We start from the raw sequence: 13,706 nt of genomic DNA on the forward strand, positions 1-13,706 counted from the left end.
TTCGTCAAGGGCGAGGTCATCAAGACCGTGCCCGAGTCGAAGATCGTGGAGACGCTCATCGAAGAGGCGATGAAGCTCGCCGAGCAGATGGAGAAAGACGGTGCCGCGTCCGGCGAGCCCTCGGTCTCCGTGGCCGGCTGAGTCCCGCTTCCTTCCCCGCGTCACCCGCGCCCCGTCACACGGTTTGTGACGGGGCGTACGTGTTCCCTTGACAGCTCCGATGTATGGCGACACCTTGTGGGGCGCACGGCCCTTCTGTCCCACGAGATGCGCACAGACCCGCACAGACGTCGGATGACCAAGGTGACCGTATGAGAAGCCGCAGACTTCCGGCCCTCTGGGCCGGGCTCCTTTCCCTGCTCGCCGGACTCCTCCTTGCCGCACCCGCCTCCACGGCCTCCGCCCCGCTCACGCCCACGGCGTCCACGGGCGGGCGGCCGTATCCGCCGCGGCAGACCATGCTCCGGAACGCCACGGCGGGGCTCTTCCTGCACTGGGGCATGTTCACCGCGCCCAAGCACTACGACTGCGCCGAGTGGGAGGAAGCCATCACCGACGGCGGCTGGGACCCCGGCTACTGGGTGGACGAGGCCCGCAAGATCCGCGCGAGCTACATCGTGCTCGCCACCTTCCACTCCCGTCTCGGCTACGCCCGCCCCTGGCCTTCGAAGATCCCCGGCTCCTGTTCCACCCGGCGCGACATCCTCGGCGAACTCATCCACGCCGCCGACGCCAAGGGCATCAAGGTCATCCTCTATATGACCGACGACCCCCAGTGGCACGGCGAGCAGGGCATCGAGACCCTCGACTTGGCCGCCTACTCCGCCTACAAGGGGCATGACGTCGACCTCACCACCCGTCAGGGCTTCGGTGAGTTCTCGTACGACAACTTCTTCGAGGTCATGGCCGACTACCCGAAACTCGCCGGGTTCTGGATCGACAACGACAACGAGTACTGGGAACAGCACCGGCTCTACGAGCAGATCCGCGAGCTGCGCCCGGACATGACCCTGAGCAACAACAACGAGGACACCCCGATCATGGACATGGTGTCCCACGAGCAGAAGACCGGGATGACCCCGCCCTACGATCAGCCGTCGGCGATCTGGACCCCGCTGCCGCGTCTGACCGAGTCGTGCTACAAGGTCCCGGACACCGGCAGTTGGTGGTACGACGGCCAGGACCGGCCCGTCTCCACCGCGCTCAACGTCGACCGGTACATCGCCAACGCGGGCAACTCCATCAGGTCCCTCATGGACTTCACCGCCATGGTGAACGGCAGATTCCCGCCGAAACAGGAGCAGTTCACCGATCTGATGAGGGACTACCTCCCGCCCATCTGGGAGTCCCTGCACGGCGTCGATGCGGGCGGCTTCCTCCACGGCGGGATGCAGCCCGGTGCCTGGAACGACGGCTCGTACGGCTACATCACCGTCAGCCGGGCCCACCGCCCGACCCAGTACGTGCACATCACCACCGCACCGGCGAGCGGCGACGAGATCCGGGTCCGCGACAACGGCTACCGGATCGAGCGCGTCACCGACCTGCGCACCGGCAAGCGGCTCCACTTCGACCAGCGGGACGGGACCCTCACCGTCAGCGGGATCACCGGCTGGGACCCGTACGACACCGTCCTCAAGGTGCGGACCGCACCCCAGCGCGAGGGCGTGTATCCCACCGGCAGCGTCGAGGCGAGCGAACCCGCGCTCATCGACGGCGACTTCACGACCTACACCGACAACCAGGGCACTCTACCGGCGAGTTACACCCTGGACCTGGGCCGGATCCGCAAGGCCGCCTTCCTCGCGATCAACCAGCGCGAGTGGTCGCCCACCTACAACAGGGAGACCTTCGGCAGGAAGGAGGACTCCGCAAGGATCAAGGACTACACGGTTTCCTTGAGTCATGACGGGCGTACATGGAGTGACGTCAAGGCCGGTGTGCTGGAGAGCGCCAGAGGGGTCCGCTTCATCGACCTCGGCGCACCTGTGAGCGCTCGGTACATCAAGTTCGACGTGCCGACGACCTGGGCGGCGCCCACCGTTCCCGCCTTCTACCGGCAGCTGAGAATCGACGAGATCCAGGTCGGCTACGGCCATCCCTCGGGCCACGGCTGACCCAGCGGTCAGCCCGCGCCGCCCGTGGGACGGGAGACCGGGCGGCGCGGCACAAGCGCGCCAGGTACAGTGCGGAGATCAGCAGACCCCAGGGTGAGGCTCCCGCACTTGTTGACGCAGACCACCACACGGGTCCTCGAACCGAGTGACCTGGACGCCGCGCTCGCCGTCCTCGACCGCGAGCCGGTCGCGAACGCCTTCGTGACGTCGCGTGTCCAGGTCGCCGGCCTGGATCCCTGGCGCCTGGGCGGCGAGATGTGGGGCTGGTACGAGGACGGCATGCTCACCTCGCTGTGCTACGCGGGCGCCAACCTCGTCCCGATCTGTGCGAGCCCCCGCGCGGTGCGGGCCTTCGCCGACCGCGCCCGGCGGGCCGGCCGCCGCTGCTCCTCCATCGTCGGGCCCGCCGAGTCCACCGCCCTGCTGTGGCGACTCCTCGAACCCAGCTGGGGCCCGGCCCGTGAGATCCGCGGACACCAGCCACTCATGGTCACGGACCGCATGCCGGCCGGCATCACCCCGGATCCGTACGTCCGTCGCATCCGCAAGGACGAGATGGAGACGATCATGCCGGCCTGCGTCGCGATGTTCACCGAGGAGGTCGGCGTCTCACCGCTGGCCGCCGACGGCGGGCTGCTCTACCAGGCCCGGGTGGCCGAACTCGTCGGCTCCGGACGCTCGTTCGCCCGCCTCGACGACGACGGCAAGGTCATCTTCAAGGCGGAGATCGGCGCCGCCACCCCGCAGGCCTGCCAGATCCAGGGCGTGTGGGTCGCTCCCGAGTACCGCGGCCAGGGACTCGCGGCCCCCGGCATGGCGGCGGTGCTGCGCTTCGCGCTGGCGGACGTGGCCCCGACGGTGAGCCTGTACGTCAACGACTTCAACACCGCCGCGCGCCGGACGTACCGGAGAGTGGGCTTCCAGGAGGTCGGCGCGTTCATGAGCGTGCTGTTCTGAGCGGCCGCGGCCTGAGCGGTGGCACCGGGGACCGTGCGACCGGCCACCCGCGACCGTCGCCCGGAGGGCGGTTCGCACCCCCCTGTAGGCTCCCCGCATGCTGCGCTTCCCCGGTCACGGTCACCGCGACCCCGAAGACGTCGTGATCGGCCCCCTGGACCTGTCCGCCCGCGTCGACGAGGCGCTCGCCGTACAGGCCGTGGCGTTCGGGCTGGGCGCCGACGAGATCGCCGTACGCCGTCAGATCGTGCTGCGGCACATGAGCTACCCCGGGGCCCGGGCGCTCGGCGCCACCACCGCCGGTGGACGGCTCGTCGGATTCGTCTACGGCATGCCCAACGACCGGACGCACTGGTGGTCCACGGTCGTCGAGCCGTATCTGCGCGCCCAGGGGAACGCCGGGTGGCTCGACGACTCGTTCGTGATCACCGAGCTGCATGTGCACCCGCACCACCAGAACCGGGGCATCGGCCGGGCCCTGATCACCACCATCACCGACGGCGCCGAGCAGCCCCGCTCGATCCTGTCGGCGATCGACACCGAGAGCCCGGCCCGCGGGCTGTACCGCTCGCTGGGCTATGAGGACCTGGCCCGACGGGTGATCTTCCCCAGCGCCCCGAAGCCGTACGCAGTGATGGGCGCCCCGCTGCCGCTGCGCCGACGCTGACGAATTTCCGCCCGCCCCTGCTGCCCGGTTAACCTCCTAGCCATCACCCTCCCTCGCTCTCGGCTGCGCTCGGGCGGGGGGACCCCCATCAGCAGGAGTCGAGAAATCATGGCGAACGCACCGGTCCAGCGCATGTCCCAGTTGATGGCGAAGACGCTGCGCGACGACCCGGCCGACGCCGAGGTCCTCAGCCACAAACTGCTGGTCCGCGCCGGTTACGTCCGCCGCACCGCCGCGGGGGTGTGGACCTGGCTGCCGCTCGGCAAGAAGGTCCTCGCCAATGTGGAGCGGGTCGTCCGCGAGGAGATGGACGCCATCGGCGCCCAGGAGGTGCTGCTGCCCGCGCTGCTGCCCCGGGAGCCGTACGAGGCGACGGGCCGCTGGGACGAGTACGGCGCCGAGCTGTTCCGCCTGAAGGACCGCAAGGGCGGCGACTACCTGCTGGGCCCGACCCACGAGGAGATCTTCACGCTGCTCGTGAAGGACCAGGCGTCCTCGTACAAGGACCTGCCGGTGATCCTCTACCAGATCCAGACCAAGTTCCGGGACGAGGCCCGGCCCCGTGCGGGCATCCTGCGCGGCCGGGAATTCCTGATGAAGGACTCGTACTCCTTCGACCTCGAGGACGAGGGCCTCGCCCAGTCCTACGCCCTGCACCGCCAGGCCTACCAGCGCGTCTTCGAGCGCCTGGGCCTCGACTACCGGATCTGCGCCGCGACCGCCGGCGCGATGGGCGGCTCCAAGTCCGAGGAGTTCCTCGCCCCGGCCGACGCCGGCGAGGACACCTTCGCGGACTGCCCGAACTGTGACTTCGCCGCCAACACCGAGGCGATCACCTACGAGCTGAAGCCGGTGGACGCGGCGGACGTGCCCGCCCTCGAGGAGATTCCGACCCCGGACACCCCGACCATCGAGACCCTCGCCGCCTCCCTCGGCGTCCAGGCCTCCGACACCCTGAAGAACCTGCTCGTCAAGGTCGACGGCGAGATCGTCGCCGTGGGCGTCCCCGGCGACCGCGAGGTGGACATCGACAAGGTCGAGGCGCACTTCGCCCCGGCGGTCGTCGAGATGGTCACCGAGACGGACTTCGCCGGCCGGCCGGACCTGGTCCGCGGCTACGTCGGTCCGCAGGGCCTGGAGAAGGTCACCTACATCGCCGACCCGCGCGTGGCCCCGGGCACCTCCTGGATCACCGGTGCCAACAAGGAGGGCATGCACGCGAAGAACGTGGTCGCGGGCCGCGACTTCGAGGTCGACGCGTACGTCGACGTCGTGGTGGTCCAGGAGGGCGACCCGTGCCCGAAGTGCGGAACCGGGCTCAAGCTCGACCGCGCCATCGAGATCGGCCACATCTTCCAGCTGGGGCGCAAGTACGCCGACGCCCTCAAGCTCGACGTCCTCGGCCAGAACGGCAAGCCGGTCCGGGTGACCATGGGCTCCTACGGCATCGGAGTCTCCCGCGCCGTCGCCGCGCTCGCCGAGCAGACCGCCGACGAGCAGGGGCTGTGTTGGCCCAAGGAGGTCGCCCCGGCCGATGTGCACGTCGTGGCGGCGGGCAAGGCCCTGCAGACCGAGCTGGCCCTCGACGTCTCCCAGAAGCTGGCCGAGGCTGGTCTCCGGGTCTTGGTAGACGACCGTGCGGGTGTCTCGCCGGGCGTGAAGTTCACGGACGCCGAGCTGATCGGCGTGCCTCAGATCCTGGTGGCGGGCCGCCGCTCCGCCGAGGGCGTCCTGGAGCTCAAGGACCGCAAGACGGGCGAGCGCGAGGAACTCACGGTGGACGAGGCGATCGCCCGCCTGACGGCCTGAGCCTCATCGCCCGACACCCGATGGCCGCCGGTCACCGACCGGCGGCCATCGGCCGTTCCGGGGCCGATACCGAGTCCTGCCGCTGCGAAGCTCCCGACCCGGTGTGCGGGTCTCGTTCGGCTGGCCATCGCGCTGCGCGCTGCCGGGTTACGGCTTCGCCGCCGTGGTCGGATCGGCGGCCGTCGGTCGTCCACGGGCCGGTGCTGAGTGCCGCTGCGTAGCTCCCGGCTCGGGTGTGGGGGCGCCGTGCGGCTGGCTATCGCACCGGGGGCTGCAGTGCTCCGGCTTCGCCGTGGTCCGGTCGGTGGCCGTCGGCTGTTCCGGGACCGACGGCCGAGTGCCGCCGCTACCGAGGGCCGCTGCGCAGCTCCCAGCCCAGGGTGTGCGGCGCCGTACGCCAGGCCACCCCACCGCCCGCTGCCGTGCTACGGCTTTGCCGTGGAGTCCGGTCGGCGGCCACGACGGCCCGCGGCTATGGACCCCCTCGGTCCTGGGCTCACACGTCCGGGTGATGTGCGACGGGCAGGTCACAGCCAGCTCGCGAACTCCAGCAGCAGTTCCGCGTCCTGGTCCCGGCCGACCCGGCGGGCCCGCACCCCGGACTCGACCGCCCGGAACAGCGTCCAGCCGCGCAGCCGCTCCTGGTCGAGGTCCAGCGACTCCGCGAGCCGTTTCACCCGGCGGCGGGTGATCGACGCGCCGGAGGGCGCCGCGATCAGGTCCTCCACCCGGTCGCGCACCAGCCGTGCCAGGTCGAAGGCGCACTCGCCCACCACCGGGTCCGGGCCCACGGCGAGCCACGGCATCCGCTCTCCGGCGAGCACCTTGCTCTGCCGGAAGGTGCCGTGCAGCAGCCGCTCGCCGGGCGGGGCGGCGAGCAGGTTCTCCCGGGCCACCAGCGCCGCGTCCACCAGGGGCGCCACCTCGGGGTTCGTCTCCGCTCCCACCCGCATCGCCTCGGCCTGCCGCCCGGTCCGGGCGGCCACCGTCTCGAAGGAGTGACCACCGGGCGGCTCCACCCACAGCCGGCGCAGCGTCCCCGCGGCCTCCAGCAGGGCCTTGGCCTCCGGCAGCGACCGTACGGACATCTCCGGATGCAGCCGCTCGAGCAGCAGGACGCCCTGCGCCGGGTCCGCGTCCAGGAGCCGCACCGCGCCGAGCCCGCCCCAGTGCGCGAGCGCGGCGCACTCGCTCTCGGGCCGGGCCCGCGGCGGCGCCAGCTTGAGTACGGCGGGCGTGCCGTCGGCCTGCCGCACCAGCAGGACCAGACTGCTGCGGCCGCCCGGTGCCTGCACCCGCTCGACGGTCAACTCGCGTAGATCCACGGCCTGCCGGGCCAGCCCGGAGAGCTTGTCCAGCCACTCGGCGCCGCCGTCCGGCATTGCCTCGCCGAGCGCCCGTACGAGGCGCTGCGGCGGTTCGAAAGCCATACGCGAGTACTTCCCTTCCAGGTCCGCTTCGCACGCGCGTGGTGTGCGCGTACGCCTCAAGTCCGTGACGTCGCCGACGCGGTGGGGGCGGCAGCCGACCGCTCGGCGAGACCTGGGAAGGTTACGCTCTCGCCGCTCCAGCGCACCGCTCGCACCGCCGCCTCCCGCAGCGCCCCGGCGGCGAAGCCCCGCCTGGTGCCCGTCGAGGCCCGGACGAGATCGGAGTACACCCCCGCCAGCCTCGCCTCCAACTGGGCGGCGAGCCGTACGGCGGCGGCGGAGTCCGGGACCCGGAAGGGCAGCGCGTAGCCGGCCGCGGCGGCGTCGGGTGTGCCGCCCAGGTCCCGCACGGCCCGGGTCAGTTCGTCCCGTCGCGCCCGGTGGGCGTCGTAGGCGGACTGCGCCTCCTGCCGCCGGGCCCGCTCGATCAGCCCGCCGACGACGCCGTAGCCGTAGACCGCCGCGTGTTCGGCGCGCAGGGCCGCCTGCAGTGCTGTGAGTTCGCCGTCCCCGGAATCCGGCGTGCCGGTGCGCGTGCCCGGTGTGCTGCTCGTCGTACTCACTTCGCGGCCTCCGTCAGCAGATAGGCGTGCGCTGCGCCGGCCGCCGCCACGGACGCCATCAGCCGTGCCAGCTCACCCGGTACCTCCAGCAGTGCCTTGGCCCGCTGGTCGGCCAGCGCGCGCTCGGCCGCCGCCAGGCCGGTGAGGGCGGTCTTGGGCTCCGCGGGTACGGGAGAGGCGGTGGGTGAGGCCGACGCGGAGACCGGAGGGGACATCGAGGGGGAGGGCGACACCGGCACCGAGGGGGAGGCCGAGGCGCCCGAACCGCCGCCGAACGCCTGCGCATGCCGGACGACAGCCGCCCGCAGCGGCTGCAGCCGCTGCGCCAGCGTCGGATGGGCGGCGATCACCGCGGTGTACCGGTCGGCCAGCGTCTCGCTGTCGCGGGCCGCACGTGCCCGTACCTTGTCGGCGACCGAGATGGTGCCGCCCCCGGTGACGGTCGAGTCGGGGGCGCTGGAGCAGCCCGCGAGCAGCGTGGCGCCCGCGGCCGAGACGAGCAGGCTTCGTCTGCGCAGGGGGATGCGCGGATGCGGGGGGAACGGCACGGCAGACGTCCTCGAGAGGCGAGTTGACGAACGGATGGGCGACTCGCCCGTGATCACGGTACCCGGGTGCCGCCCCGGCTCTCGCCATCGGCTCGGCCGTTCACGCCCGAGGCCCGGCCCATGGCCCAGGTGGACGGCAACACTCCCCGCGACCGGATACCCTTTGACCTGACACGCGACCAACCCACAACAGCACACGCGGCCGAGGAGTCACCCGGATGAGCACCACCCAGAGCGAGAGGCTGCGAGAACTGCTGGAGCCGCTCGTCAACTCCCAGGGACTCGATCTCGAGGAGATCGCGGTGGACTCGGTCGGTCGCAAGCGGGTGCTGCGTGTCGTCGTCGACTCCGACACCGGTGCCGATCTGGACCGGATCGCCGATGTGAGCCGTGTGCTCTCGGCGAAGCTCGACGAGGCGGACGCGATGGGCGAGGGCGAGTACACCCTCGAGGTCGGAACCCCGGGCGCGGAGCGCCTCCTCACGGAACACCGGCACTACGAGCGGGCCGCGGGCCGGCTGGTGAAGTTCCAGCTGGCCGAGGGCGGCGAGCTGGTCGCCAGAATCCTGCAGGTCGACGACGAGGGTGTCGACCTCGAGGTGCCCGGTGTCAAGGGCCGCAAGGCCACCACGCGCAGACTCGGCTTCCCGGACATCGTCAAGGCGCGCGTCCAGGTCGAGTTCAGCCGCAAGGACGACAGCGACATGAAAGAAGAAGAGGAGGCGTAGCCGTGGACATCGACATGAGTGCCCTGCGGGGCTTGGTGCGGGAGAAGGAGATCTCCTTCGACCTGCTGGTCGAGGCGATCGAGTCGGCCCTCCTCATCGCCTACCACCGCACGGAGGGAAGCCGCCGTCACGCGCGCGTGGAGCTCAACCGGGAGACCGGCCATGTGACCGTGTGGGCGAAGGAGGACCTCGAGGACCTCGAGGAGGGGCAGGAGCCCCGCGAGTTCGACGACACCCCGTCGGGCTTCGGCCGTATCGCCGCCACCACCGCCAAGCAGGTCATCCTGCAGCGCCTGCGCGACGCCGAGGACGACGCGACGCTCGGCGAGTACGCGGGGCGCGAGGGCGACATCGTCACCGGTGTGGTCCAGCAGGGCCGCGACCCGAAGAACGTGCTCGTGGACATCGGCAAGCTGGAGGCCATCCTGCCGGTGCAGGAGCAGGCGCCGGGCGAGACCTACGAGCACGGCAAGCGGATCCGGTCGTACGTCGTCCGGGTGGCCAAGGGCGTGCGCGGTCCGTCAGTGACGCTTTCCCGGACCCACCCCAATCTGGTGAAAAAACTGTTCGCGCTGGAGGTGCCGGAGATCGCCGACGGCTCCGTCGAGATCGCCGCGATCGCCCGCGAGGCCGGCCACCGCACGAAGATCGCTGTGCGGTCCACCCGTTCGGGTCTGAACGCCAAGGGCGCGTGCATCGGCCCGATGGGCGGCCGTGTGCGCAATGTGATGGGGGAGCTCAACGGCGAGAAGATCGACATCGTCGACTGGTCGGACGACCCGGCCGAGATGGTGGCGAATGCGCTCTCCCCGGCCCGTGTCTCCAAGGTCGAGGTCGTGGACCTCGCGGCCCGCTCGGCGCGGGTGACGGTCCCCGACTACCAGCTGTCGCTGGCGATCGGCAAAGAGGGGCAGAACGCGCGTCTGGCGGCCCGGCTGACCGGCTGGCGGATCGACATCCGGCCCGACACCGAGCAGCCCGCCGAGAGGCGCGACTGACGCGGCTGACCTCGGCCGGGAATATGTCCCGGCCGGGTTTCGCTGAGATCACGACAGTTCCGTGCGCAGCAACTGTTCGATTCTTGCCCCAAAGGGGTGAGGTCGGTGCGGGGAGGTAGACTTAAGCGTGTCTGGCCGGACGCATGCCCGCGCATGCCCTGAGCGCACCTGTGTGGGGTGCCGGGAGCGAGCGGCCAAGATCCAACTGCTGCGCACCGTGGTGACCGGGGGTGAATGTGTCCCCGATCCTCGCGGTACGCTGCCCGGCCGGGGTGCGTACGTACACCCCGCCGTGGCCTGTTTTGACCTGGCGGTCCGCCGCCGGGCGTTCCCACGGGCGCTCCGCGTCCCGGGACCGCTCGACACAAAGGCGTTGCGCCAGTACGTCGAGCAGGCAGAAGGTTGCTGAGCAGCACCTTGCTGAGCAGGCAATACCGTTGAAAGTGCCGTACGGAACCCCGTGCGGCCCTGGTACCTCGCGAGTCGAAAGCAGGTCGAGATTGCGATGAGCACTCGATGAGTACGCGATGAGTACGCCCATGAACTAGCGACGGTCCGGCCGCAACCCGGACCTCAAAGGAGCGAAGTGGCTAAGGTCCGGGTCTACGAACTCGCCAAGGAGTTCGGTGTGGAGAGCAAGGTCGTCATGGCCAAGCTCCAGGAACTCGGTGAATTCGTCCGTTCGGCGTCCTCCACGATTGAGGCGCCTGTAGTACGCAAGCTGACTGACGCCCTGCAGCAGGGCAACGGCGGTGGCGGAAAGTCCGCCGCCTCGCGCAAGGCCGCATCGGCGAAGCCGGCCGCGCCGTCCCCGGCGCAGGCCGCACGTCCGGCTGCCCCGCGCCCGGCGGCGCCCCAGCCGCCGGCTGCAGAGCGGCCCGCGGCTCCGGCCCCGGCGGCCCCGGCGGCGCCGGGTCCGCGTCCGACCCCGGGCCCGAAGCCCGCGCCTCGGCCCGCTCCGGCGGCTCCTGCCCCCAGTGCGCCCGAGTTCACGGCCCCTCCGGCGGCTCCGGCCGCCCCGGCCTCGCGTCCTGCGGGCCGTCCGGGTCCCGGTGCCCCGAAGCCCGGTGGTCGTCCGGCCGCGCCCGGTCAGGGTCAGGGCCAGGGCCAGGGCGGTGCCCAGGGCGCCCGCCCCGGCGGCCCGCGTCCGGGTGCTTCCGGTCCCCGTCCGGGTGGCCGTCAGGCGGGTCCCCGTCCGGGCAACAACCCCTTCACCTCCGGTGGCTCCACCGGCATGGCGCGCCCGCAGGCGCCCCGGCCGGGCGGTGGCCCTCGTCCCGGTGGCCCGGGTGCCCCTGGCGCCCCGCGTCCGCAGGGTGCGGGCCAGGGCGGTCCCCGGCCGCAGGGTGCGGGCGGCGGTCCGCGTCCGCAGGCTCCCGGCGGTCCCCGTCCGACCCCGGGCGGTATGCCTCGTCCGCAGGGCGGTCCCCGTCCTGGCGGAGGTCACGGCGGCGGCCCCGCCGGCCCGCGTCCGAACCCGGGCATGATGCCGCAGCGTCCGGCTGCCGGACCGCGTCCCGGTCCCGGCGGTGGCGGCGGTGGCCGCGGTCCGGCCGGTGCTGGTCGTCCCGGCGGCGGTGCCGGTCGTCCCGGTGGTGGCGGCTTCGCCCGTCCCGGCGGCGGTGCCGGTCGTCCCGGTGGTGGCGGCGGCGGTTTCGCCGGTCGTCCCGGTGGCGGCGGTCCCGGTGGTGGTGGCGGCGGCTTCGGCGGTGGCGGTGCCGGTCGTCCCGGCTTCGGTGGACGTCCCGGTGGTCCGGGCGGCCGTGGTGGCACGCAGGGTGCCTTCGGCCGTCCCGGCGGTCCGGCGCGTCGTGGCCGCAAGTCGAAGCGGCAGCGCCGTCAGGAGTACGAGGCCATGCAGGCCCCGTCGGTCGGCGGTGTGATGCTGCCTCGCGGCAACGGCGAGAGCATTCGCCTGTCGCGCGGTGCGTCGCTCACCGACTTCGCGGAGAAGATCAACGCCAACCCGGCGTCCCTCGTCGCGGTCATGATGAACCTGGGCGAGATGGTCACGGCCACGCAGTCCGTCTCCGACGAGACGCTGCAGCTCCTCGCCGGCGAGATGAACTACACGGTTCAGATCGTCAGCCCCGAGGAGGAGGACCGCGAGCTGCTCGAGTCCTTCGACCTGGAGTTCGGTGAGGACGAGGGCGACGAGGAGGACCTGGTGGTCCGTCCGCCGGTCGTCACCGTCATGGGTCACGTCGACCACGGTAAGACCCGCCTGCTCGACGCCATCCGCAAGACGAACGTCATCGCGGGCGAGGCCGGTGGCATCACCCAGCACATCGGTGCCTACCAGGTCGCGACCGAGGTCAACGGCGAGGACCGGGCGATCACCTTCATCGACACCCCGGGTCACGAGGCGTTCACCGCCATGCGTGCCCGTGGTGCGAAGTCGACCGACATCGCGATCCTCGTGGTCGCGGCCAACGACGGTGTCATGCCGCAGACGGTCGAGGCCCTGAACCACGCCAAGGCGGCCGACGTGCCGATCGTCGTCGCGGTCAACAAGATCGATGTCGAGGGCGCGGACCCGACCAAGGTGCGCGGTCAGCTGACCGAGTACGGCCTGGTGGCCGAGGAGTACGGCGGCGAGACGATGTTCGTCGACATCTCCGCCAAGCAGGGTCTGCACATCGACAGCCTCCTGGAGGCGGTCGTCCTGACCGCCGACGCGGCGCTGGACCTGAGGGCCAACCCGCACCAGGACGCGCAGGGCATCTCGATCGAGTCCCGTCTCGACCGCGGCCGCGGTGCCGTGGCGACGGTCCTCGTCCAGCGAGGCACGCTGCGGGTCGGCGACACGATGGTGGTCGGCGACGCGTACGGCCGCGTCCGGGCGATGCTCGACGACAACGGCAACAACGTGGCCGAGGCCGGCCCGTCGACGCCGGTGCAGGTCCTGGGTCTGACCAACGTCCCGGGTGCCGGCGACAACTTCATCGTGGTCGAGGAGGACCGTACGGCCCGCCAGATCGCGGAGAAGCGTGCCGCCCGCGAGCGGAACGCGGCGTTCGCCAAGCGCACGCGCCGTGTCTCGCTCGAGGACCTGGACAAGGTGCTCAAGGCCGGCGAGGTCCAGCAGCTGAACCTGATCATCAAGGGTGACGCTTCCGGTTCGGTCGAGGCTCTCGAGTCCTCGCTGCTCCAGCTGGACGTCGGCGAAGAGGTCGACATCCGTGTCCTGCACCGTGGTGTCGGTGCGGTCACGGAGTCCGACATCGACCTGGCGATGGGCTCCGACGCCATCGTGATCGGCTTCAACGTCCGTGCGGCAGGCCGCGCGGCGCAGATGGCCGAGCGTGAGGGTGTGGACGTCCGGTACTACTCGGTCATCTACCAGGCGATCGAGGAGATCGAGGCGGCCCTGAAGGGCATGCTGAAGCCGGAGTTCGAGGAGGTCGAGCTCGGTACGGCGGAGATCCGCGAGGTCTTCAAGTCGTCCAAGCTGGGCAACATCGCGGGTGTGCTCATCCGGTCGGGCGAGGTCAAGCGCAACACCAAGGCGCGCCTCATCCGCGACGGCAAGGTCGTCGCGGAGAACCTCAACATCGAGGGCCTGCGTCGCTTCAAGGACGACGTCACCGAGATCCGCGAAGGCTTCGAGGGTGGTATCAACCTCGGAAACTTCAACGACATCAAGATCGACGACGTCATCGCGACGTACGAGATGCGCGAGAAGCCGCGGGTGTAACAGCCACCGGCCAGTACCGGCCGACGGGACGTGTTCCCGTCGGCCGGTGCCGTGTGCCGGGGGCTGCCGCCCCCGGCGCCTCGCCACGCCCCGAGCGGCCTGTCCTGCATGAAGGGCGGGCCGGGCCGAGCGGCCCGGCCGGAACGGCTGTGACCGGTGGAAAACCCCGTCGAGCCGATCCGGTGTTCGTTG

Annotated in this window: 11 protein-coding genes and 1 pseudogene; 9 read left to right on the top strand and 3 right to left on the bottom strand. The window is 71.2% G+C overall.

Annotated elements, in window-relative coordinates; translation table 11 throughout:
• The 5 genes and pseudogenes from ACWDA7_RS30945 to ACWDA7_RS30965 all read left to right on the top strand — a co-directional run.
• Nucleotides 1-141 (top strand): annotated as a pseudogene (locus ACWDA7_RS30945) (flavodoxin-dependent (E)-4-hydroxy-3-methylbut-2-enyl-diphosphate synthase); the annotation flags it as partial.
• A gap of 170 nt (nt 142-311) precedes the next feature.
• Nucleotides 312-2,117: an alpha-L-fucosidase gene (locus tag ACWDA7_RS30950; protein WP_450608321.1), complete on the top strand. Its 1,806-nt coding sequence runs from the start codon at nt 312-314 to the stop codon at nt 2,115-2,117.
• Between the two features lie 108 nt (nt 2,118-2,225).
• Nucleotides 2,226-3,074, top strand: a complete 849-nt coding sequence (locus tag ACWDA7_RS30955; RefSeq protein ID WP_432933294.1) for a GNAT family N-acetyltransferase — start codon at nt 2,226-2,228, stop codon at nt 3,072-3,074.
• Between the two features lie 97 nt (nt 3,075-3,171).
• On the top strand, nt 3,172-3,741 hold the full coding sequence (locus tag ACWDA7_RS30960; RefSeq protein ID WP_450608323.1) for a GNAT family N-acetyltransferase: 570 nt from the start codon (nt 3,172-3,174) through the stop codon (nt 3,739-3,741).
• Nucleotides 3,742-3,849: 108 nt separating this feature from the next.
• The gene (locus tag ACWDA7_RS30965; protein ID WP_450608325.1) at nt 3,850-5,550 is read left to right on the top strand and encodes a proline--tRNA ligase; all 1,701 of its coding nucleotides are present in this window, start codon (nt 3,850-3,852) and stop codon (nt 5,548-5,550) included.
• Nucleotides 5,551-6,077: 527 nt separating this feature from the next.
• On the opposite strand, the gene ACWDA7_RS30970 is transcribed toward ACWDA7_RS30965, so the two are convergent.
• The 3 genes from ACWDA7_RS30970 to ACWDA7_RS30980 are packed head-to-tail and all read right to left on the bottom strand — an operon-like array spanning nt 6,078 to nt 8,091.
• Nucleotides 6,078-6,980 (bottom strand): aminoglycoside phosphotransferase family protein, encoded by a 903-nt coding sequence (locus ACWDA7_RS30970; protein ID WP_450608327.1) that lies wholly within the window; start codon nt 6,978-6,980, stop codon nt 6,078-6,080.
• A gap of 56 nt (nt 6,981-7,036) precedes the next feature.
• Nucleotides 7,037-7,543: a ferritin-like domain-containing protein gene (locus ACWDA7_RS30975; RefSeq protein ID WP_450608329.1), complete on the bottom strand. Its 507-nt coding sequence runs from the start codon at nt 7,541-7,543 to the stop codon at nt 7,037-7,039.
• Complete coding sequence (locus ACWDA7_RS30980; protein ID WP_450608331.1) at nt 7,540-8,091, bottom strand: hypothetical protein; 552 nt, start codon at nt 8,089-8,091, stop codon at nt 7,540-7,542. The genes ACWDA7_RS30975 and ACWDA7_RS30980 overlap by 4 nt, the downstream gene beginning before the upstream one ends.
• Nucleotides 8,092-8,309: 218 nt before the next feature.
• On the opposite strand from ACWDA7_RS30980, the gene rimP reads away from it, so the two are divergent.
• The 4 genes from rimP to infB all read left to right on the top strand — a co-directional run bounded on the left by rimP (nt 8,310) and on the right by infB (nt 13,514).
• On the top strand, nt 8,310-8,819 hold the full coding sequence (gene rimP / locus ACWDA7_RS30985; protein WP_359405658.1) for a ribosome maturation factor RimP: 510 nt from the start codon (nt 8,310-8,312) through the stop codon (nt 8,817-8,819).
• 2 nt (nt 8,820-8,821) lie between these two features.
• Entirely contained in the window at nt 8,822-9,817 is a 996-nt protein-coding gene (gene nusA, locus ACWDA7_RS30990; protein ID WP_359405661.1) for a transcription termination factor NusA, read from the top strand.
• 127 nt (nt 9,818-9,944) lie between these two features.
• Entirely contained in the window at nt 9,945-10,226 is a 282-nt protein-coding gene (locus tag ACWDA7_RS30995; protein ID WP_359405664.1) for a YlxR family protein, read from the top strand.
• A 177-nt stretch (nt 10,227-10,403) separates the two neighbouring features.
• Nucleotides 10,404-13,514, top strand: a complete 3,111-nt coding sequence (gene infB / locus ACWDA7_RS31000) for a translation initiation factor IF-2 (RefSeq protein ID WP_450608334.1) — start codon at nt 10,404-10,406, stop codon at nt 13,512-13,514.
• Nucleotides 13,515-13,706 lie beyond the last annotated feature (192 nt).

The sequence above is a fragment of the Streptomyces sp. NPDC001156 genome (assembly GCF_053598275.1).

Bases quoted from the DNA above. Each gene is read 5' to 3' on its own strand.
- ACWDA7_RS30950 (WP_450608321.1), top strand. From the start codon at position 312: ATGAGAAGCCGCAGACTTCCGGCCCTCTGGGCCGGGCTCCTTTCCCTG.
- ACWDA7_RS30960 (WP_450608323.1), top strand. From the start codon at position 3,172: ATGCTGCGCTTCCCCGGTCACGGTCACCGCGACCCCGAAGACGTCGTG.
- ACWDA7_RS30965 (WP_450608325.1), top strand. From the start codon at position 3,850: ATGGCGAACGCACCGGTCCAGCGCATGTCCCAGTTGATGGCGAAGACG.
- ACWDA7_RS30970 (WP_450608327.1), bottom strand. From the start codon at position 6,980: ATGGCTTTCGAACCGCCGCAGCGCCTCGTACGGGCGCTCGGCGAGGCA.
- rimP (WP_359405658.1), top strand. From the start codon at position 8,310: ATGAGCACCACCCAGAGCGAGAGGCTGCGAGAACTGCTGGAGCCGCTC.